Origin of the sequence: Streptomyces celluloflavus (genome assembly GCA_000720995.1) — a bacterium.
Lineage (GTDB): Bacteria > Actinomycetota > Actinomycetes > Streptomycetales > Streptomycetaceae > Streptomyces > Streptomyces celluloflavus.
The window spans coordinates 147,913-167,506 of record JOEL01000007.1; the positions used below are offsets into that span (position 1 = coordinate 147,913).

Annotated in this window: 19 protein-coding genes; 7 read left to right on the forward strand and 12 right to left on the reverse strand. The window is 72.4% G+C overall.

Annotation, left to right across the window (positions count from 1 at the left end):
• Positions 1–102: 102 nt before the first annotated feature.
• The 11 genes from IH09_RS09095 to IH09_RS09140 all read right to left on the reverse strand — a co-directional run bounded on the left by IH09_RS09095 (position 103) and on the right by IH09_RS09140 (position 12,109).
• A complete protein-coding gene (locus IH09_RS09095; protein ID WP_190233242.1) occupies positions 103–567 on the reverse strand; it encodes a Pycsar system effector family protein in 465 nt (154 codons plus the stop codon).
• Between the two features lie 155 nt (positions 568–722).
• Positions 723–1,706 (reverse strand): hypothetical protein, encoded by a 984-nt coding sequence (locus tag IH09_RS09100; protein WP_190233243.1) that lies wholly within the window; start codon positions 1,704–1,706, stop codon positions 723–725.
• Entirely contained in the window at positions 1,703–3,880 is a 2,178-nt protein-coding gene (locus tag IH09_RS09105) for a hypothetical protein (protein ID WP_318279412.1), read from the reverse strand. Before IH09_RS09105 ends, IH09_RS09100 begins: the two co-directional genes overlap by 4 nt.
• Positions 3,877–4,839 carry a hypothetical protein gene (locus IH09_RS09110; protein ID WP_052855596.1) on the reverse strand — a complete coding sequence of 321 codons (963 nt, stop codon included), beginning with the start codon at positions 4,837–4,839 and terminating at the stop codon, positions 3,877–3,879. Before IH09_RS09110 ends, IH09_RS09105 begins: the two co-directional genes overlap by 4 nt.
• A gap of 161 nt (positions 4,840–5,000) precedes the next feature.
• Complete coding sequence (locus tag IH09_RS09115; RefSeq protein ID WP_240151003.1) at positions 5,001–5,693, reverse strand: Crp/Fnr family transcriptional regulator; 693 nt, start codon at positions 5,691–5,693, stop codon at positions 5,001–5,003.
• 127 nt (positions 5,694–5,820) lie between these two features.
• Positions 5,821–7,044 carry a beta-ketoacyl-[acyl-carrier-protein] synthase family protein gene (locus IH09_RS09120; RefSeq protein ID WP_052855597.1) on the reverse strand — a complete coding sequence of 408 codons (1,224 nt, stop codon included), beginning with the start codon at positions 7,042–7,044 and terminating at the stop codon, positions 5,821–5,823.
• Complete coding sequence (locus tag IH09_RS09125) at positions 7,041–7,286, reverse strand: acyl carrier protein (RefSeq protein WP_052855598.1); 246 nt, start codon at positions 7,284–7,286, stop codon at positions 7,041–7,043. Before IH09_RS09125 ends, IH09_RS09120 begins: the two co-directional genes overlap by 4 nt.
• 128 nt (positions 7,287–7,414) lie before the next feature.
• On the reverse strand, positions 7,415–7,579 hold the full coding sequence (locus IH09_RS38890) for a hypothetical protein (protein WP_190233244.1): 165 nt from the start codon (positions 7,577–7,579) through the stop codon (positions 7,415–7,417).
• Between the two features lie 26 nt (positions 7,580–7,605).
• Entirely contained in the window at positions 7,606–9,576 is a 1,971-nt protein-coding gene (locus tag IH09_RS09130) for an acyl-CoA dehydrogenase family protein (RefSeq protein WP_404827248.1), read from the reverse strand.
• Positions 9,577–9,735: 159 nt separating this feature from the next.
• On the reverse strand, positions 9,736–10,965 hold the full coding sequence (locus IH09_RS09135; RefSeq protein WP_052855599.1) for a beta-ketoacyl-[acyl-carrier-protein] synthase family protein: 1,230 nt from the start codon (positions 10,963–10,965) through the stop codon (positions 9,736–9,738).
• Positions 10,952–12,109 carry a beta-ketoacyl-ACP synthase 3 gene (locus IH09_RS09140; RefSeq protein WP_318279413.1) on the reverse strand — a complete coding sequence of 386 codons (1,158 nt, stop codon included), beginning with the start codon at positions 12,107–12,109 and terminating at the stop codon, positions 10,952–10,954. The genes IH09_RS09135 and IH09_RS09140 overlap by 14 nt, the downstream gene beginning before the upstream one ends.
• 469 nt (positions 12,110–12,578) lie before the next feature.
• On the opposite strand from IH09_RS09140, the gene IH09_RS09145 reads away from it, so the two are divergent.
• Positions 12,579–12,830, forward strand: coding sequence for a hypothetical protein (locus IH09_RS09145; protein ID WP_052855600.1), 252 nt, complete (start codon positions 12,579–12,581; stop codon positions 12,828–12,830).
• Between the two features lie 11 nt (positions 12,831–12,841).
• Positions 12,842–14,023: an SPFH domain-containing protein gene (locus tag IH09_RS09150; RefSeq protein WP_052855601.1), complete on the forward strand. Its 1,182-nt coding sequence runs from the start codon at positions 12,842–12,844 to the stop codon at positions 14,021–14,023.
• A 201-nt stretch (positions 14,024–14,224) separates the two neighbouring features.
• Here the strand turns inward: IH09_RS09150 and IH09_RS09155 are convergent, their stop codons facing one another.
• The gene (locus IH09_RS09155) at positions 14,225–14,722 is read right to left on the reverse strand and encodes a MarR family winged helix-turn-helix transcriptional regulator (RefSeq protein ID WP_052855602.1); all 498 of its coding nucleotides are present in this window, start codon (positions 14,720–14,722) and stop codon (positions 14,225–14,227) included.
• A gap of 450 nt (positions 14,723–15,172) precedes the next feature.
• On the opposite strand from IH09_RS09155, the gene IH09_RS09160 reads away from it, so the two are divergent.
• From IH09_RS09160 to IH09_RS09180, 5 genes are all read left to right on the forward strand, one after another.
• Entirely contained in the window at positions 15,173–16,417 is a 1,245-nt protein-coding gene (locus tag IH09_RS09160; protein ID WP_052855603.1) for a cytochrome P450, read from the forward strand.
• An 88-nt stretch (positions 16,418–16,505) separates the two neighbouring features.
• A complete protein-coding gene (locus tag IH09_RS09165) occupies positions 16,506–16,715 on the forward strand; it encodes a ferredoxin (RefSeq protein WP_052855604.1) in 210 nt (69 codons plus the stop codon).
• 201 nt (positions 16,716–16,916) lie between these two features.
• Positions 16,917–17,087: a 50S ribosomal protein L32 gene (gene rpmF / locus IH09_RS09170; RefSeq protein WP_052855605.1), complete on the forward strand. Its 171-nt coding sequence runs from the start codon at positions 16,917–16,919 to the stop codon at positions 17,085–17,087.
• A gap of 6 nt (positions 17,088–17,093) precedes the next feature.
• The gene (locus IH09_RS09175) at positions 17,094–18,299 is read left to right on the forward strand and encodes a GTP-binding protein (protein ID WP_052855606.1); all 1,206 of its coding nucleotides are present in this window, start codon (positions 17,094–17,096) and stop codon (positions 18,297–18,299) included.
• Between the two features lie 146 nt (positions 18,300–18,445).
• Positions 18,446–19,462: an aminoglycoside phosphotransferase family protein gene (locus IH09_RS09180; protein ID WP_052855607.1), complete on the forward strand. Its 1,017-nt coding sequence runs from the start codon at positions 18,446–18,448 to the stop codon at positions 19,460–19,462.
• Positions 19,463–19,594 lie beyond the last annotated feature (132 nt).

Genomic DNA, 19,594 nt, shown 5'->3' on the forward strand with positions numbered 1-19,594 from the left:
TGGCGCCGCTGCCCGTACTCTCGGGCCGGCGCCCGGCGGAGGGGGTGGCCGTCCGGTCCGGAGGGGCCGGCCACACCCCTGCCCTGGAGCGCCGAAGTCCCCTCAGGCAGTCATCCGCAACACCGCCGTCACCGCGGGGAGAGCGGCCAGCAGCAGGACGATGCTCGTCTCGATCCAGCGGTACTTCGCGCGGATGATCTCGCTGGTTCTTTGCAGAGAGGAGAGCAGCGGTCCGGTCGGGTCGTGGGCGATCCGCTCGAAGGCCCGGTTCAGCGGCTCACTGTCCGGTCTGGGTGCGAGGTCCTCGAAATAGCCGGGCGCGGCCGGGGTGGGCTGCCTGCCCCGGCGTCGTCGGGGCGTGAGGGCGCACAGGAGACTGACGATGGCCAGCAAGGTGAGCGTTACCGCGCTCCACCAGAGCGCCGTCGTCAGCCGAGACGTGTGCGGCGCTCCGACGGCGGCGGCCCGGGTCAGCGTCATGAAGGTGCCGAGCATCGCTCCCATGAAGCCCAGCAAGACGGCCGCTTTGGTGTCCGCGCGGATGATCTCGGCGCCATTGGCCGCCATGAACCGCTCCATGGCGGCCACCGTCTCCGCCCGCAGTGTGCCGACGGCGGGCCCGGCGACCCGGCGTCGGTGGTCACGGAGCGTGCGATGCAGCTGCCGGTGAGAGCGGGGGTGGCACGGCCCACCGGGCACGGACCGACTCCGGGATAGGGAGGTCATACGGGCCGTCCGTTCGGTGCACCGGCCGGCCGGCCGTGACCCCCGGGGCCGGTCGCACCGACGGGTGACTCCTTCTGAGTGGGCACCCGCCGGCCGAGGGAGACGAGCCGGTCCCGGAGGATCTTGGAGAGCTCCAGTTGCTCCTGCTCCGTGAGCTTGCCCAGCAGACCGGCCATCTCGTCCTGCCAGTTGGGCTCTTCCCGGACCAGACTCTGGTTGCCAGCCACCCAGGTCAGTACATCCGGGACCTGATTGGGGTGGAGCATGAGCCACAGGGCCGCGAGCGATGCCGGCCCGCTGCGGACCGCCTGGAGGCAGAAGTCGTACTCCTCCCTGCGGTTGGCGTTCCACACATCCGGGAACCCTCCGCCGGCGGACGGGACCAGCAACAGCTCGCCGTCCGCATCCCGGGCGCGGACATCCGTGACGCGATAGGTGAGCCCGCATTCCGGAAGCTCTTGGGGCAGGGCCAGCTGCTGCGCCACGTCCGCGGCACGCAGCGGCTGCTGAGCGGAGGCATAGGCGTGCTCCAGTTCCCGCAGGCGCCGGTCCAAGTCCTTGCGTACCGCGTCCCAGCCGTAGCCGGTCTGGGTGCGGACGACCTGCGCCGGATCGTGGACCCACCACAGCACCCGCACATTGACCGGTTCGGGTCCGTACTCGTCGGGCAGGCGGACGGCCCGGGTCGCCTGGTGTTCAGCGAGCGGAACGTGGAACGCACACTCGTGGTCGCCCCGCAGGCGGAGGGCGGTCGCCGCCTCTCTCACGACGGTGACCTGGTCATCATCCCCGTATCCGGCGGAGAAGGAAGCCTGTTCGACGCTGTGCCGGCGCCGGGGCCACAGGACGTGGTGACGGCCGTCCCGCCCCCTCAGCACCAGGGCGCGGTCCCGCCGGCCGGACCAGCGCTGGCGCAGGATCTCCCGCCATGGAGCGTGCGTGGCAAGGGTGTAGGCGGGCTCGGTGCTCTCGGTCGTCATGACGTCCTCCAGGGCTGACGGATGCTGTCGTGCAGCGGCGTGTCGTTCCGCCAGGAGTCCAGCGCCTGGCGCGCGATGCCCTTCCCGGCCAAGCGGATGTCCTCGTGCCGGTCGATCTCGACGAACAGGCGCAGGACGCCGTGCTCCATATCCGCCGCCAGGGCGGTCAGCAGAATCTCCACGGCGGGCCGCTGCCGCTCGTCCCAGGCGACCATGCGGCACCAGAAGATCACCGCGTTCATCGTCGGGTCGAACAGCTCGTCGTCGTTCAGCATCCGGCGGACCAGATCGACGATCCGCACCGCGAACTCGTCTTCCGAGACAAGCTGTTCGCCGAACCACGCGGGGTCCGTGTGCAACAGGGCCGGCAGCATCCGAAGCGAGAAGTCGGCGCCGACGCTCTCGTCATCGACCCAGGCGGACAGATGCCGGAAGACGGAGATCTGATGACCTTCCCGGAACAGCGCCAGCAGGGCCCGGCGTACAGCGCTCCCCACGACGATCTCGTGCCCCTCGCCCGAACCCCGCGTCAGCCGGCGCAGCAGTTGCAGCGCCCGGTCCGGCCGGGAGGCCCCGAAGTCGGTGCCACATGCCTGAGCCACCGTCCAGCGCAGCTGCCAGCTCTGCAACTGGCTCCATTCACCGAGGCGGTACTTGACCTCGCCTGCCAGGACGGAGTCTTCCGCCGCCATCCCCAGCGCGTAGGCGGCGATCGCACGGCTCGTCGCCAGATCGGACTCGGCGAGCTCACGGATGTGCCGGAGCGCACTACGGCCGCCGCCCCAGGTCGCCGCCAAGCCCATGACACGGCCCACGGGCTGGGTCAGTTCGCTCTCGGACCGGACCTTCGACAGCCAGTCCGTCAGCAGTCCGGACAGCTGTCCGTACTCGCGCCAGACATACTTCAGTACCGCCTCCGCCTGCCCCTGCCGGGTGAACCGGACGGGTTCCACCGCATAGTTGAAGCGGGCGCCCGACCGGATCTCCTTGGGGGCGCAGTGCGCGCGCACCGTCCGCAGCAGGTCGTCCATGGACCGCCGGAAGACGAACTCCGGATTGGGCCGGGTCTTCTCCTCCTGCCCCGCGCCTTGCCCCTCATCCCGTCCTTGGCGAACGGCGTGCAGTCTGCCGTCCGCCAGCTCCAGCAACCGCTCCGCCTCCTCCCTGACGGTCCGGTGGTCGAGACCCTCGAAGACGCAGCTCGCCAGGAGGAAGGCGAGACCATCACGATCGTCGAGCAGCTTCTTGAGCAGGTCCGGTACCTCTTCCTCCGCGAGGAAGCTGAGCCGCTGCCGGATGTCGGAGGCGTCCGCTCCGCCGTCAGCGGTCCCGGCCACGACTGCCACGAGTTCCGCGACCTGCGCCGGGACCAGTCCGGGGAGCAGCAACTCGTCGAGCAGGCCGGGCTCCAGGTTCGCCAGCAGCCGGTTCCGCTCATCCGGACCAGGGACCGTATCCGCGAGACGGGCGTCGAAGACCTGGCGCGGCGGCGGAGGGTCGCACCGCACCGGGGACAGGTGGAGATCACGTTCGAGGTCACGGATCAGTCCGGGGTCATCCGGCAGGATGATCACCATGCGGGCTTCCGCGTCGGCCAGCCGGTGCCGCAGATTGTTGATGACGCCGGCCTTCAGCGTGTGCCGGGCGGGGATGCCGTCGACGAGATAGCCGCGGGCTTCGCCGGGCGTGGGCCGCCACGAGGAGAGGTCCACGTCGCTGTCGACCGCGCGCAGGGCCATGCTGCCGCCCCTGTGTCGCCGCAGCAGGTTCAGTGCGGTCGTACGTCGACCGGTTCCCGGCTCCCCGGCCAGGAAGAGAAGGCGGGTGTCGAGTGCCGCGAGACCCGCCGGGAAGCAGTCGGGCGCCACAAACCCCGCCCCCGCGTTCAGCAGTTCCTCCGGGGAGATGGGGCCCTCGTGGGATTCCACGTGCCGGGTTCCCGGGTCACCCGGAGCACCATGGCTGTACAGGTGCTGGCCGCCGCGCAAGGAGCCCGTGTTGATCACCGCACCGGGCGCGTACCACAGCTGACTCGGCCGGCCGGCGCCCAGTGGGTCGTCCAGGAGGTCGGCGACGGATTCGTCGTCCAGACCGTCGGCCACCTCTTGTGGAGCGGACTCCGGTTCGCCCTCGTCCGGCGCCGCGTCGGACGAGGAATCGCGTTCGGCACTCACCGTCCGCTACCGCCCTTGTTCCCATGGACGATGTCGCCCTGGTTGCCGTACACGGTGCCGGCCTTGCTGCCGCCGACGTAATCACCCGCGAACCTATTGAGATTCTGACCGCCTTCGACCGTCCCGGTGTTGACGATTCCCCCGTCGACATGTGTCACCGCGACCGATCGGCCGGATTCCCCGCGCGCAGGACTGTCGCCGTTGGCCGGTGCATCGCCGGCCGCGGACTTGCCGTCGTGCGCATCGGAGGTGTGCGGGCCGTCGGCCACCTGCTCGCCGAGGATGCGTCGGTCGTACAGCCCACCGGACGGGGCGGGCACGTGCAGCCAGGCCCGTTGCTCGAATCGCTTGCCCTCGACGGTGGCGGGCACCTCGATGAAGTAGTCGCTGTGCCGTCCGACATATCCGCCGGCCACCGCGTCCTGATAGCAACGGTCGGAGAGGATGGCGGCCACCTGGGTGATGTTCTCGCTGGAAGACGCCAGAATGGCCTTGACGGGCCGGGAGTCCAGCAGCCGATGGGTGTCGTTGCGCGCCGTTCCGTTGCCGTCGTACTCCTCTCCCGAATCCGGCAGCGGGCCGATGTGCAGGCTCACCCGCAGCCGGATACGTACCGCACCCGTGGAGTTCACATTGAATTCGGTGAGTACGTTCTGCAGGGTTCCCAGCCATGGGTGGATGACGAAAGGCATTGCCGCCGGATCGAATCCGAAGACATAGCCGTCCCCGGTCGAGTTGGGGAATCGCCGGTCTGCCCACACATAGCCGAGTTCGGCGCGCTGGAAGGACTCCTGAAGGAGCTGCGGAATGAGGCGGCTGATCGCTCCGTGCTCGATCGCCGGATAGCCGGTGAAGTCCTTGGCATCGACGGCGACGATGCCCCGGTACGGAGGAAGCCGACGGCTGGCGGTACGGGGACCGGCGGTGGCCTCGGGCAACGGCTGGCGGGACTCGGACATCGGGATTCCTTTGCGGAGTTCGCGGACAGGGTGTCGTGCGGTGACCGGTTCGGCGTCGGGGCTGCCGAACCGGTCACCTGAGATTCGCGTGAGCGCGCCTTCCCGTGTGCCTTCTCAGTGCAGATACCGCGTGACGCGCACCACATCCGGCGGTGCCGGCATCACCCGCCGAGGGCCTCGGCGGTGCGGCGCAGCGCGCGCAGATCGGTGATCACAATGCCCATCCGCCGGGTCTGGACCTGCTCAGGCCCCAGTTCCGCGAGCTTCGCGGTGATCGTGTTGCGGGACGTCCGCAGATGCTGGGCCAGCTCATGACGTGTCAGGGCCAGTTCCAGTGACTGGTCGGCACGGTGCGCGGCATGGCCCGAGATATCGGCCAACCGCACCAGGGCCGCTGCCAGCCGGGCCAGCGCGTCGCCGCCCCCGCGCGCCTGGTCCGACTCCCGCAGCCGGGTGAAGGCGTAGCGCAGCAGCACGGGGAACAGGTCATGCCCGGCAGCGAAGCGGGTGAACTGCGCCTTGCTCAGGACGGCGACAGCGCAGTGCGACAGCGCCTCGACACTCGCCAGCCGCACCCCGTCGTCCAACACCGCGATTTCGCCGAGGAGTTCACCGGGACCGCGGAAGGCCAGCAGGGTGAGCTCGCCGTTCCGCTCGCGCCGGATCACCTTGACCACTCCGCTGAGCACGGCCAGCACGTGCGTACCGGGTTCGTCCTGCCGCAACAGCACGTCCCCGGCCTGGTGCCGACGCTCGACGGCGGGCTCCAGCAGGTCGGCCCAGACCGCCTCCCCCACAAAGCCACGCAACGTCCGGCCGGCCGGGTCCGCCGTTCCACCCACGTGGTCACTCATACCGTGACCCTAGAAAAGACTCCGCCGGCCGCGCAGAGAAACCGGATGAACAGGCACCGCCGTAAGCGCGTGCAGCCGTGGTCCCCAGGGGCTGTTCATGGACGTCGGCCCCGGTGTGGCCGGCGATTCACGCCCGCCGCAGCGCCAGTACCGCGTTGTGCCCGCCGAAGCCGAAGGAGTGGCTGATGGCGCGTTCGACGGGGTGGGTCAGCGGCAGCTTGGTGACGCAGTTGATGTCGAACTCGGGGGCCGGGGCGTCGAGGTTGGCGATGGGCGGTACGACGCCGTGCTGGAGGGTCAGGACGGTCAGTCCGGCCTCGATGGCGCCGGCCGCGCCCATGCAGTGGCCCAGTACGCCCTTGGGGGCGGTGACCGGCGGGCTGTGCGGGTAGACCCGGCTGATCAGGGCGGCCTCGGTGGCGTCGTTGAGCGGGGTGGAGGTGCCGTGCGCGTTGACGTGTTCGACGTCGGCGGCCTGCCAGCCCGCGTCGCGCAGCGCCGCCCGGACCGCCGCTTCGGCGATGGCGCCGGAGGGGTGCGGGCTGGTGGGGTGGTGGGCGTCGGTGGTGGCACCGGCGCCCGCGATCAGCGCGCGCGGGCGGGCGCCGCGGGACCGGGCGTCGGCCTCGCGTTCCAGCACCATGATCGCGGCGCCTTCGCCCATGACCAGCCCCGCCCGGTCGGCGGCGAACGGCCGGGACAGCAGCGCCGGGTCGCCGTCCGCGCGGGCCGCCGCGCCGGACCGGCCGAAACCGGTCATGACGACCGGGACCACGATCGCCTCGGTGGCCCCGGCCACGGCGATATCGCACTGTCCGGCGGCCAGCAGATCACGCGCCACGGACAGCGCCGTCACCCCGGACGAGCACGCCGTGCACGGCGCCATGCTGGGCCCGGTGGCGCGCATCTCGATGGCGATCTCGGCGGCCGGCATGTTCGGAATGGTGAGCAGCACGGCATGCGGTGAGGTGGCCTCGGGCCCGCGCCGGTCCAGCCGTACGGCCTGGTCGGCCAGGCCCACGGCCCCGCCGCTGCTGGTCCCGACGACGACCGCGACCCGGGTGCCGTCCCAGGTCGCGGGGGAGAGCCCGGCGTCGGCGACGGCCTCCCGCGCGGCGAGCAGCGCGAGCTTGACGTAGCGCCCCATCCGGAACGCCGACCGGCCGCCGACCGCGTCGTCCAGGTCGATGCCGTCGACGGTGCAGGCGAAGTCGACGGTGCTGCCGCGGAGTTCGGGAACGGTGCGGGCGAGGGAGCGGCCGGCGCACACCCCCTCCCAGGTGGCGGCGGTGTCATGGCCGGCCGGGGTGATCATCCCCAGGCCGGTGACGGCGATGGCGGGCCTGGTCATCGGCGGCCGCTCATCGCGGCGCCGCCGATGAACGCGCTGATCTCGGCGAGCGTGGCGTCCTTGTAGAGCTTGTCGGCGTCCGCGTCGACGCCCAGGTGCTCCTTGATGATGACGGCGAACTCGGCGACGGCCAGGGAGTCCATCTCCAGGCTGTCCATCGTGGAGTCCGGGCGGATGTCCTCCGCGGGCACCTTGAAGGTCTGGGTGAGCACCTCGGCGATCTTGGGGTGGAGCGTGTTCATGACGTCCTTTGTCCTCTCGTGGCCTTCGCAGATATATATGGAGAGTTGAATAACTTCGGCCGGAGCCCGGATGCCCGACACGCCAGGACATTCCGTATATTCCGGATAACTCGATTCGGATCCGCCGGTTACGGGATGCGGTGCCCGGTGGGCGCGGCCGTTCCCGGGGTGCGGCGCCCCGGACCGGCGGCCCGCCCGTACGGCTTCCCCAGCCAGTGCACGACGGCGTAGGTGGTGCCCCAGTACGCCAGCAGCACGGCGCGCACGCCGGCTCCCGCCGCTGCCTCGTACATGCGGCAAGCGCCCCTCGCGCCCCTCATCACGCCCCCCGCGAATGCGCCGCACCGCCCCGGCCGGCCACCTGGGCCACATCGGGCACCCCGGCCACATCGGACTCGCCCGGTGCGTCCGGCGGCGCCGATGCGTCAGCCGCACCGGCCCCCGCGTGCCACGCCGCCTCCGGGTCGTCGTACGCGTCGACGTACCCCGGCTGCGTGATCGGCCAGCCGGCCAGCAGCTCTTCGGGCAGCGCGAACGACTCGACCACCGTGGGGGCGTGCCCGGCCACCTCGCCGATCAGCTGCTCGACGGCCTCCTGGAGTAACTCGACCTGGGAGGCGACGAGATGGCCGGCAGCCAGGAGGTCACCGGTGTTGCGGCCGAGCCACTGGAGGGCGAAGAGCCGTTCCAGGGCGTGCAGGAGGTCGCGGGCCGGCCCGGCGGGCAGACCGGCCACCGCCCCGGCGAACGCCTCGGCGGCCTGCCGGTACGCGTACGCCTCGACGGCGCGCAGCGCGGGTCCGGACGCCGCGTTCCACCGCGCCAGCGGGTCGCCGCCCGGCGCCCGGCGCATCCGCTGCTGGGCGCGGACGAACCAGATGCGTTCGACGGCCGCCGCCAGCCGGCCGAGGAAACGGGTGTCGGCGAGATCGCCGGGCGCCGTACGCGCGGCCGGCGGGGCGGGCGGCGGCGGGGCGCCGAAGAGCATCTCGGCGGCCGCCTTGGCGTGTACGGCGATGTTGTCGCCCTCCGCGGTGATGGTGCCCTCGATGGCGGTCACCAGGCGGCTGATGCCGTTGTTCGCCAACAGCCCCTGCGCACCGCAGCGTTCGCGGCACTCGATGATGACGTCCCGGGCCCGCCAGGTGATCCACCCCTTGGCGATGGCCACCAGCCGCTCCGCGTCGTCCCGGTCCGCGGCCGTGTGCGCCTCCCACCGGGCGAGGGCCCTGCGGTGCAGCAGGCTCATCGCGAAGACGGTGGCCAGCGCCCCGGCGAGCGGCCCGTGGTGGCTGCGGTGCGCGGACACCGGCACCCGCTGCGCGGCCCTGGCCCCGGAGATGTGGCGGTGCCCGCCGTAGCGGACGGCGATGGCGAGCGCCGTACGGGCGCCGCCGACGGCCGAGGCGCTCATACAGAGTTTGCCCGGGGTGACCCGGCCGATCGAGAGCAGGAAGCGGCGGCGGCGGTTGCCGAGGCCGCTGTGGAACTCCCCGTCCGCGCCCAGCCGTCCCTGGTCGCCCGCCAGCAGCGCGTCGCGCCCCACGAAGACCCGGTCGAACGAGGTCAGGCAGTGGTCGACCGGGCTGCCCAGCCGCGCCGGCAGCCGGCGCACCCGTACGCCCGGCAGGGCCCGGGTCCCGTCGGTCAGCGGCGTCAGGAAGAGGAACGCCCCCTGGTCGGTGCCGTCGACGAGCAGCCGGGCCGCCACCAGACCGGACTTGGGGCCGCCGGCCGGGCTGGTGTTGGGCATGAACTTCTGCGCCCCGGCGTTCGGTGTGTGCAGTACGAACCCGTCCCGCCCGGCGTCGTAGGTGGCCGTGGTCTCCAGGGCCGTCGCGTCGTTGCCGTGCGCGACCTCCGTACACAGGAAGGTGCCCACCTGCCGCATCGTCAGGAAGTCGGTCAGGTCCCGGCCGCCCCCGCCGTCGGGGCCGGGACCGGGGTGGGCGGCGGGGGCGGCGGGGCCCGGTCCGTGGTCGAGGAGGCTGCCGAGGAAGAGGTTGTAGTGGATGCCCGCGACGGTGGTCAGGGCCGGGTCGACCGGTCCGAACCACTCGTGCAGCGCCGCCAGCGCGCGGGGGTCGGCGGCCAGTCGCGCACCGCCGTCGAGTGCGTCGTTGAGGGCTCTGAGCCGCCGGTACACGAGCGTGAGCCGGTCCTCGGAAGAGCCGTCCGGCATGCGGCGGAACGATTCTGTTGCGATCAGCCGCCGCCAGGGTTCGTGCTCCGTGGCGAAGTCGTCGCCGAACAGCACCCGCGTCAACCTGCGGGCCGTGGGCACCGCCACCGAGTTACTTTTGGTCATTAAGGTCACGCCGGGAGGAACGACCAAGGGACGGCGAGGACACTCCTCACGGTCCCTCGATCAGATCTCCGATCGGAGACCCACGCCGGCCGCCGGTGAACGCGTCCGCCGGCCCCGCCCGGAGCCCGGTCGCGGCCGGCCTCAGGCCCGCCGGAAGGCCAGCGCGACATTGTGCCCGCCGAAGCCGAACGAATGGCTGACGGCGGTCTCGACCTGCTGCACCCGCGGCTCCTTGGTGACGCAGTCGAGGTCGTAGTCGAACGGCAGCGCGTCGAGGTTGGCGATCGGCGGGATGACCCCGCGCTCCAGGGTCAGTACGGTCGCCACCGCCTCGATCGCCCCGGCCGCCGCGAGCGTGTGCCCGACCACGCCCTTGGGCGCGGTGACCGGCGGGCGGTGCGGAAAGAGCCGGGAGATCAGCCCGGCCTCCATGGCGTCGTTGAGCGGGGTCGAGGTGCCGTGCGCGTTGACGTGCCCGACCTCGTCGGGCCGCCAGCCCGCCTGGTGCACCGCCGCCGCCACCGCCGCCTGGGCGACGGTGCCGTTCGGGCCGGGCGCGGTGGGGTGGTAGGCGTCCGTGGTGGACCCCGTCCCGGCGAGCAGCGCGCGCGACCGGCCGCCGCGGGCCCGGACGTCGGCGGTCCGCTCCAGTACGACCACGGCGGCGCCCTCGCCGATGACGAACCCGTCCCGGTCCGCGGCGAACGGCCGCGACGCCCCGGCCGGGTCCGCCGTCCGCCGGGACAGCGCCCCCATCCGCGCGAACGCCGTCACCACCAGCGGCGTCAGCACCGCCTCGGCGCCGCCGGCCACCACCACATCGCACTGCCCGGTGGCCAGCAGGTCCCGGCCCAGGGCGATCGCGCCGGCCCCCGAGGCGCAGGCGGTGGCGGGCGCCATGCTGGGGCCGCGCGCGCCGAGCGCGATGGCGACCTCCCCCGCGGCCGCGTTGGGGATCATCATCGGCACCAGCAGCGGGGAGACCGCGTCCGGTCCCCGGGCGTCCAGCTTCCGTGCGCCGTCGATGAGTACGGAGACCCCGCCGACGCCGACGCCGAGCACCACCCCCACCCGCCCGCCGTCCCACTCCGCCGGGGAGAGCCCGGCGTCCGCCACCGCCTGCCGGGCGGCGATCAGCGCCAGCTTCACGAACCGCGCCATCCGCCACACCGAGCGCCCGCCCACGGCCTCGTCCAGATCCAGCCCCTCGACGGCACAGGCGAAGTCCACCGGCAGCCCGGCCAGTTCGTCCTGCCGACGGGCGGTGGATCGCCCGGCGCACAGCCCCGCCCAGAAGGTCTCCTCGTCCGCGCCGGCGGGGGTCACCATCCCCATTCCCGTCACCGCGACGCTCATATCAACCTGCGTCATGTCCTGACTCCCTTCGTCTTTCCGTTGCTGCTGCGCTTGTTGTGGCTGTGGCGCTTGCCGTGTCCGCCGCGGCCGTTGTGCCACGCGCACCGGTCGACCCACGCGTCCCGGCCGCCCCGGGCCATCGGAACGCCGCGGAACCCCAGGTCAGCCCGCCGCCGAACGCGGTGATCAGCACCCGGTCACCCGCCGCCAGGCGCCCCGCGCCGTCCGCGTCGGCCAGTGCCAGCGGGATGGACGCCGCTCCGGTGTTGCCCACCCGCTCCAGGTGCGTCAGGCAGCGCTGCGCGCCGATCCCCACCCGCTCGGCGACCGACCGCAGGATCCGGGCGTTCGCCTGGTGCGGGACGAAGTGATCGACCTCGGCGGCGTCCCAGCCCGCCTTCGCCAGCAGCGTCCGGCAGGAGTGGGTCATCCGCTCGACCGCGTGCTGGTACACCGCGCTCCCCCGCATCCGGAAGTACGCGTCGTCCGCGGCCGGGGCACCGGCCGCCGCCCGGGACCGCGCGCCGCCGCCCGCCACCTTGATCAGGTCGTATGCGGTGCCGTCGCTGCCCAGGTCGAAGGCGAGCAGTTCGCCGGGGGCCCCGGGCGGGCCCGCCGCGATCAGGGCCGCCCCCGCGCCGTCGCCGAACACCACACCCGACGACCGGTCCGCGGGGTCCAGCCAGGTCGAGTACACATCCGCGCCCACCAGCAGCACCCGCTCGTACAGACCGGAGACCACCAGCCCGTGGCAGACCGCGAGTCCGTAGACGAAACCGCTGCACACCGCGGCGATGTCGAACGCGGGGACGGTCCCGAGCCCCAGCCGCGCCGCCAGGGCGGGCGCCGTCCCCGGGCAGAGGTGGTCCGGGGTCGCGGTGGCCAGGACCACGGCGTCCACGCGGGGCGGGCGGTCCGGGCCGCCGGGGTCCGCCGCGAGTCCGGGCAGCAGCCGGGCGGCTTCGTGGGCCAGGTCCCCGGTGGACATGTCCGGTCCGGCCCGGTGCCGGCTGACGATCCCCGTACGGGTACGTACCCAGGCGTCGTCCACGCCCCAGTCGGCGGGCAGTGCCTCGTTGTGCACCGGCGCCCCCGGCACCCACCCGGCCACCGCCTCCAGCAGAGCGCTCCGTCCGCCGTCCGCGTCTCTCCTGTCCACCGCTGCCCCGATCCGTCGGCCGACTCACCACGACCTGCTGACGAACGGCCCGCCCGGCAACGGGGTTGCGCCATTCCACTCGAACGAGTGATACCTCGGGCTGACTTGAGGTTCGGGGCCCGCCCCGGGGTTTCGCCCGGTCGACGGCGGATCCGCCGGGACGGGGCGGCGGCCCCGTACGGGCTGACTGCGGGACGCGTCGACGAGGCGAGACATCGGGCTGGTTACGTGCCGAGTTGATGACGCGTGGCGTCTCGGGCGGACGAGTGGGAGACGGCTCCGGCGGCCGGGACGGCGGCCCGGGGACAGCGAGTTGGAGACCGAGTCGAGTGCCCGACGGCCGACCGGGCAGGCCATCCGATGGGTGGCCGAAGTCGCGACCACCCGAGGATAGGCCGCCGGTCGTCGTAGCGCTAAGGTCGGATTTCCGGAATCGGACAGGATCGAAATGGCAGGGGGGCGGCCGTCGATGGTGCGGGACGAAGCGGTCATCGGCTGTCACGGAGTGCTGGTCATCGCCACTCGCGGGGCGGCCGGCCCCGGTGAGGTCCTGGTGCGGATCAGGGGCGGTTCCGAGACCTTTCTCGCCTGGTCCGCCGAGCCCCTCCCGGTAGGGGCGACCGTACTCGTGATCGAGACCCGTGGCACCCGCCAGGTCGATGTCGCCGAGTGGGCCGATCCGTTGGACGCGTTGCCCGGCGCTGCCGGCGACGCCGGCTGAGGAGACGAAGGATGTTCGGTTACCGCGTTCCCGCCCCGGATGAGGCCATGTTGATCTCGGGAGGCAGGCGTGGTCAGGGGGGCGCGCCATTCCGTGTGGTGACCGGTCACGGCAAGTTCGTGCTGCCGATCTTCCGCAAGGTCCGCTTCCTGACCCTGGCGATGTGTGAGGCGGAGGTCGCCGAGACCTGCGTGACCCGGCAGGGCATCGCGCTGACGGTGCGCGCCGTGATCGCCTTCAAGGTCGGCAACGACACCGAGAGCGTCGTCAACGCCGGTCAGCGGTTCCTCTCCGAACAGGACCAGATGTCGGTGCTGACCGGCCGGATCTTCGCCGGACATCTGCGTTCCATCATCGGTTCGATGACGGTCGAGGAGATCGTCACGGAGCGGCAGAAGCTCGCCACCGAGGTCCTGGAGACATCGAAGACCGAGATGGCGAAGATCGGTCTGACCGTCGACTCGTTGCAGATCCAGTCGATCGACGACGGCGACACCGGCTATATCGACGCGATGTCCGCCCCGCACAAGGCCGCCATCCAGCGGCAGGCCCAGATCGCGCAGGCGCAGGCCACCCAGGCGTCGGTCGAGGCGCAGCAGGAGGCGGCGCGCAATCAGGCCGAGTACTCCCGGCAGACCGCCATCGTGCAGGCCCAGTACTCGGCCGAGGTGGACCGCGCCCAGGCCCAGGCCGCGCAGGCCGGCCCGCTGGCGGAGGCGCACGCCCAGCAGGAGGTGCTCGCCGCGCAGACCGAACTCGCCGAGCGCGCGGCGCTCCTCCGCCAGCAGCAGTTGGTCGCCGAGATCGTCAAGCCCGCCGAGGCGGAGGCCGAGCGGATCCGGCTGCTGGCGCTGGCCGAGGCGGAGCGGATGAAGATCCAGGCCGCGGCCGCGGCCTCGTACGACCGGGTCGCGCTGGACCGGATGCTGATCGACCAGCTGCCGCAGATCGTCAAGGAGGCCTCCGCGGGCCTCCAGGGCGCCAATGTCAATGTGCTCAACGGTGCCGACGGACTCGGCGAGATCGCCGCGGGCCTGGTCGGCCAGGGCCTGACCATCCTCGACTCGGTCCGCCGCAACCTCGGCGCCCCGGAGGGCGCCACGGGCGGTACCCCGGCAGGCGCCCCGGCGGGCATCCAGAAGGCGGACGGCGGTACGCGCAAGGCACCCGGCCGGTCCATCGAGATCGACTGACGATCGCTCCCCGGCCCACGGGATGCCGCCCCCGGGCCGGGGATTCGCGCTACTCGCCGGGGCTTCTCCATCAGGAGGGGCGCTTCTCCACCGGGCGGGGGATTCCGGCTGCCCGGCGGAGGATTCCGGCCGCCGGCCGGGGACTCCGCTCCGGCCGCCCGGCTCACCAGGTGGCCGAACCGCGTACGTCCGAGGGCCGGATCACGCCTCCGGCTGCGGTGGGCGGGGGTCCTCCGCATCGGGCCGGCGGGCGTGGTCCACCAGGCGGTTGAGTACGGCGACGGTGGTGGCCACGGCCTCGTCGTCGATACCGTCCAGGGCCTGGTGCAGGGTGGCCTGACTGGCCTGCTGGAGGCGTTCGAGAACGGCCTTGCCGTGCGGGGTGATGGCCACCTGGCGAGCGCGGCGGTCGAGGGAGTCCGGGGTCCGCTCGACCAGGTTCTGGGACGCCAACTGGCTGATCTGGCGGGTCACATGAGGGGGTTCGACCATCAGGAGGGCGGCCAGGTCACCGACCCGGCTGACGCCTCCGTGGGCGTCCAGGGTCATCAGCAGCCACAGGTCGGAGCGTCCCGCTTTCACACCGGCCCGAGCCGCCTGGCGTTCGTGCGCCTGTGATCGGGTGAGGAGGTAGGACAGCGTGGCCAGCACTTTCTGCAGCGCGACGGTGGGGTCCTGGTCTCTCGCGGGGTCCGGCATGGGGGAACTTTAGCCGCCCTGTTGCGGACCGGCGGCGGGCCTGCGCAGAGCTGCCCGAGGAGTCACGAGAGGCCGGCGGGACGCGTGGTCGGGATGTGGCGGGCATCCGTCGGACGGGGGCGCTTCGAGGCACCCGGCGGGATTCAGCCAACCTGTGGACGACCCGGGACACCCCTTCCCCGCCACCTCGTGGTGAGTTAGCGTGTCGATAACTTATTTGCTTTAGTTAGGTAATCAAGTCGATGCCTGAGGCAACCAGTCGGTGAGGTCGCGGCCGCGACTTCGGCTCACCGGCCAGCGCTTCGGTGAGCCATCGGCATCGGAGCGCCGCGGTACCGGGCGAGCGGCACGGCAGTGCGGCCCGCACCGGCTGCCGACCCTTGAGAAGTGGCGCCACCCGCACCGTTCGCCACGGCAGAGCCGTGTCCCGTTCGTGGAAGGACCAGCACCATGACGACCGCAGAACGCATAGCCGCAGCACCCACCGGCACGGAGACCGCGGGACACCCCGGCCCCCTCGCCTACCCGGCCGCGCGCGCCGCGGGCTGCCCCTTCGACCCGGCGCCCGCCGTCGACCACGCCCGGCGCGAGCAGCCGGTCACCCGGGCGACGCTGTGGGACGGCTCCCCGTGCTGGCTGGTCACCCGCCACCAGGACGTACGGGACGTACTCGGCGACCCGCGGTTCAGCGCCGAGGCCACTCGCCCGGGATTCCCCTTCCTCACCGCGGGACTGCGGGAGTTGATCACCAGTACCAGCTCCAGCCTCATCCGCATGGACGACCCGGAGCACGCCCGGCTGCGCCGGATGCTCACCGCCGACTTCATGGTCAAGAAGGTCGAGGCGATGCGCCCCGACGTGCAGCGCCTCGCGGACGACCTGGTGGACCGGATGACCGACGGCCGGACCTCGGCCGACCTGGTCACCGAGTTCGCGCTGCCGCTGCCGTCCCTGGTGATCTGCCTGCTGCTCGGCGTCCCGTACGAGGACCACGACTTCTTCCAGGAGCGCAGCCGGGTGCTGCTCAGCCTCCGGTCGGCCCCCGAGGAGGTCCGTACGTCCTCGGACGAACTGTTCGACTATCTGGTCCGCCTGGCCGAGTCCAAGCAGCACGAGCCGGACGACGGCATCGTCAGCCGGCTGGTCGCCCGCGGCGAGCTCGACTTCGAGGAAGTCGCCAACATGGGGCGGCTGTTGCTGATCGCCGGGCACGAGACCACCGCCAACATGACGGCACTGTCGACGCTCGCCCTGCTGCGCAACCCCGCCCAACTGGCCAAGCTGCGTGAGGACCCCTCGCTGATCAAGGGGGCCGTCGAGGAGCTGCTGCGCTATCTGACGATCGTGCACAACGGCGTCAGCCGGGTCGCCACCGAGGACGTCACCATCGGCGGGCAGACGATCCCCGCCGGGGAGGGCGTGCTGTGCACGATCAACACGGCCAACCGCGACGACGCGGTCTTCCCCGGGGGCGACACCCTCGACGTCAGCCGCGACGCCCGCCGCCATGTCGCCTTCGGCTTCGGCGTCCACCAGTGCCTGGGCCAGCCGCTCGCCCGGGTGGAGCTCCAGATCGCCGTGGAGACGCTGCTGCGCCGGCTGCCCGGTCTGCGGCTCGACGTCCCCTTCGAGGACGTCCCGTTCCGTCATGACATGGCGATCTACGGGGTGCATTCGCTGCCGATCGCCTGGTGAGCACCCGGCGAGGGGCCCGCGCCCCTCGCCTCACCCCCTAACCCTTTAACCACCGGCCTCCGGGACCGGACCCACGACAGGAAGAGCCATGCGCGTACACGTTGACCAGGAGAAGTGCTGCGGCGCCGGAAGCTGCGTGCTGTCGGCTCCGGACGTTTTCGACCAGCGCGACGAGGACGGCATCGTCATCGTCCTCGACGCCCAGCCGCCCGCGGAGCTCCACGAGGCGGTACGCGAGGCCGCGGCCATCTGCCCGGCCGCCGCGATCCTGCTGGAACAGGCGCCGGAGCGGGTGTGACGGACCCGCACACCGGGCGCGGCCGACGCGTCCGGACCCGATAGACGTCACCCCGCCCCGTCCCGTGACCGCCCCGCAGGGGCCGGTCACGGGACGGACGACTGACCGGCCGGACGAGCGGGGGACCATTTGAAAACGAGAGTCATTTCCATATAACCTCTGGCCTCCGGCAGCTCCCGCCCGCCCCGAAGGAGGCCCCCCATGGCCGTACCCAAACGCAAGCTCTCCCGCAGCAACACCCGGCACCGTCGCGCCCAGTGGAAGGCGACCGTGCCGCAGCTGGTGCCCGTCACCGTCGACGGCTCCGTATACCAGGTCCCGCGCCGCCTGGTGAAGGCGTACCGGCTCGGCCTGATCACCCCGGAGGACTGACCCGTCATGGCGCACCCCCGGCTGCCGGTCACCGTGCTCTCCGGCTTCCTCGGCGCGGGCAAGACCACCCTGCTCAACCACGTCCTGGGCAACCGGGAGGGGCTGCGGGTGGCCGTCATCGTCAACGACATGAGCGAGGTCAACATCGACGCGGCGCTGGTACGCGGCGGCGGCGCGGCGCTGTCCCGCACCGAGGAGCGGCTGGTCGAGATGACCAACGGGTGCATCTGCTGCACCCTGCGCGACGATCTGCTGGACGAGGTCGGCCGGCTGGCCCGCGAGGGCCGCTTCGACTACCTGCTGATCGAGTCCAGCGGCATCTCCGAGCCGATGCCGGTCGCCGCCACCTTCGCCTTCCCGCACGACGACGGCACCACCCTCGGCGAGCTGGCGCGCCTGGACACCATGGTCACCGTCGTCGACGCCGCGAACTTCCACACCGAACTCTCCGGCGGCGACGGGCTGGCCGAGCGCGGCCTCGACCAGTACGCGGACGACGAGCGCACGGTGAGCGATCTGCTGATGGACCAGATCGAGTTCGCCGACGTCATCGTGGTCAACAAGACCGACCTGGTCGACACGGACACCGCCGTCCGGCTGCGGGCGGCACTGACCCGCCTCAACCCGGCCGCGCGGATCCTCACCGCCGCGTACGGCCGGGTGGCGCCCGCCGAGATCCTGGGCACCCGCCGGTTCGACCTGGAACGCGCCCAGCAGGCGCCCGGCTGGGTCCGGGAACTCAACGGCGACCATGTGCCGGAGACCGAGGAGTACGGCATCTCCAGCACCGTCTTCCGCGCCGCCCGCGCCTTCCACCCGGGCCGCCTCTGGCGGTTCGTCACCGAGGAGCTGGACAGCGGCGCGTACGGCGACGTCCTGCGCTCCAAGGGCTTCTTCCGGCTCGCGAGCCGCCCCGGCGTCACCGGGCTGTGGTCCCAGGCCGGTGCGGTCGCCCGGTTCGAGCCCTCGGGCATGACGGCCGGGGACGGCGCCGACGCCGCGGCGGGCGACGAGGTCCAGGGCCAGGAACTGGTCTTCATCGGCACCGGTCTGCGCGCCGAACGGCTGCACACCGCTCTCACCGCCTGCCTGCTCACGGCCGGCGAGCCCACCCCCACCCCCGCCGACGACCCGTTCCCGGCCTGGGACGTCCACGGCACGGACGATCTCTGCGCGCACGAGCACGCTGAACCGGTCGCTGTCGCGGGCTAGTTGACGGCAGGGGCGCGGCTGCCGCCGTTCGGCGGGCGGCCCGTCGGTGCCACGTCCTACGGCCCACCGTCACGGACAACCACCGCCCGCCGGCCCGCGCGGAAACCCGGTGGAAGTGGCGGCGGGCCCGGTGCTGGGATGGCGCGATGCGGCACGACGCGTCGGAGGTTTCGGAGAGTGTGGACCGGGGGCGGTACCCGGGGACGGTGACGCCCTGGGAGCGTGCGCGGTGGCGGGCGGCCGTCCTGGGGTGGGCGGAGCGGGAGCTGACGGCGCACGGGCTGCGCGCCACGGGCCCGCGGACGGTGCGGGTACGGCCGTGGTCCTTGCTGGTGCGGATGTCCGTCGAGGACCACGCCGACGTGTGGTTCAAGGCCAATCCGCCCGCCAGTGCCTTCGAGGCGGGGCTGGGCGAGGCGCTGGCCCGCTGGGTCCCGGGGCATGTGGGGAGGCCGCTCGCCGTCGACGCCGGCCGCGGCTGGTCGCTGTTCCCGGACGGCGGCCCGCTCTTCAGGGACGTACTCCACCGCGCCCCCGCCGACCCGCGTGCCTGGGAAGCGCCGCTGCGCCAGTACGCCGAGCTGCAGCGGGCCCTGCTGCCGCACACCGGGGAGCTCGCGGCACTCGGTGTCCCCGACGCGCGTACGGCCGCGCTTCCCGGGATCTTCGACCGGCTCGTCGGCACGAACGCCGCGCTGGAGCCCGGCGACCGTACGGCGTTGCGCGCGCTGCGGCCGCGCATCGCGGACTGGTGCGCGGAGCTCGCGGGCTCGGGTATCGCCGACTCCCTCGACCATTCCGATCTGCACGACGGTCAGGTATTCGTCCCGGAGCCGGGCCGTTTCACCTTCTTCGACTGGGGTGACGCGGCCGTCGCCCACCCCTTCGGCAGCTTGCTGGTCCCCGCCCGAGCGGCCCGCGAGCGGTACGGGCCCGAGGTGCTGCCGCGGCTGCGGGACGCCTATCTGGAGCCGTGGACGGGCGGCGGCCGTACACCGGCCGGACTGCGGCGCGCGGTGCGCCTCGCCGCCCTGCTCGGGGCGATCGGCCGGGCCTGCTCCTGGGGCCGCCTCTTCCCCGGGGCGGCCGACACCATGGGCGCGGTGTGCGAGGCCGAGAGCGCCCGCTGGCTGCGCGAACTCCTCGCCGCGCCAATGCTCTAGGGGCCCGGCCGACCACCGCCGTACGCCGACCCCGTCCGCCCCTCGCCACCCCTCCGTCCCCGTCATCGAACCTTCCTCGAAAACTTTCCCGGACCGGGCGGCAACCCCGGCCCCCGCCGCACGTCGTCAGAG

What these genes read in the sequence shown, in the direction of transcription:
- IH09_RS09110 (WP_052855596.1), bottom strand. Translation starts at nt 4,839, where the DNA reads ATGTCCGAGTCCCGCCAGCCGTTGCCCGAGGCCACCGCCGGTCCCCGT.
- IH09_RS38890 (WP_190233244.1), bottom strand. Translation starts at nt 7,579, where the DNA reads ATGTACGAGGCAGCGGCGGGAGCCGGCGTGCGCGCCGTGCTGCTGGCG.
- IH09_RS09115 (WP_240151003.1), bottom strand. Translation starts at nt 5,693, where the DNA reads ATGAGTGACCACGTGGGTGGAACGGCGGACCCGGCCGGCCGGACGTTG.
- rpmF (WP_052855605.1), top strand. Translation starts at nt 16,917, where the DNA reads ATGGCCGTACCCAAACGCAAGCTCTCCCGCAGCAACACCCGGCACCGT.
- IH09_RS09165 (WP_052855604.1), top strand. Translation starts at nt 16,506, where the DNA reads ATGCGCGTACACGTTGACCAGGAGAAGTGCTGCGGCGCCGGAAGCTGC.
- IH09_RS09145 (WP_052855600.1), top strand. Translation starts at nt 12,579, where the DNA reads ATGGTGCGGGACGAAGCGGTCATCGGCTGTCACGGAGTGCTGGTCATC.
- IH09_RS09175 (WP_052855606.1), top strand. Translation starts at nt 17,094, where the DNA reads ATGGCGCACCCCCGGCTGCCGGTCACCGTGCTCTCCGGCTTCCTCGGC.
- IH09_RS09120 (WP_052855597.1), bottom strand. Translation starts at nt 7,044, where the DNA reads ATGACCAGGCCCGCCATCGCCGTCACCGGCCTGGGGATGATCACCCCG.
- IH09_RS09160 (WP_052855603.1), top strand. Translation starts at nt 15,173, where the DNA reads ATGACGACCGCAGAACGCATAGCCGCAGCACCCACCGGCACGGAGACC.
- IH09_RS09125 (WP_052855598.1), bottom strand. Translation starts at nt 7,286, where the DNA reads ATGAACACGCTCCACCCCAAGATCGCCGAGGTGCTCACCCAGACCTTC.
- IH09_RS09150 (WP_052855601.1), top strand. Translation starts at nt 12,842, where the DNA reads ATGTTCGGTTACCGCGTTCCCGCCCCGGATGAGGCCATGTTGATCTCG.
- IH09_RS09155 (WP_052855602.1), bottom strand. Translation starts at nt 14,722, where the DNA reads ATGCCGGACCCCGCGAGAGACCAGGACCCCACCGTCGCGCTGCAGAAA.
- IH09_RS09180 (WP_052855607.1), top strand. Translation starts at nt 18,446, where the DNA reads ATGCGGCACGACGCGTCGGAGGTTTCGGAGAGTGTGGACCGGGGGCGG.
- IH09_RS09100 (WP_190233243.1), bottom strand. Translation starts at nt 1,706, where the DNA reads ATGACGACCGAGAGCACCGAGCCCGCCTACACCCTTGCCACGCACGCT.
- IH09_RS09095 (WP_190233242.1), bottom strand. Translation starts at nt 567, where the DNA reads ATGGCGGCCAATGGCGCCGAGATCATCCGCGCGGACACCAAAGCGGCC.
- IH09_RS09135 (WP_052855599.1), bottom strand. Translation starts at nt 10,965, where the DNA reads ATGACGCAGGTTGATATGAGCGTCGCGGTGACGGGAATGGGGATGGTG.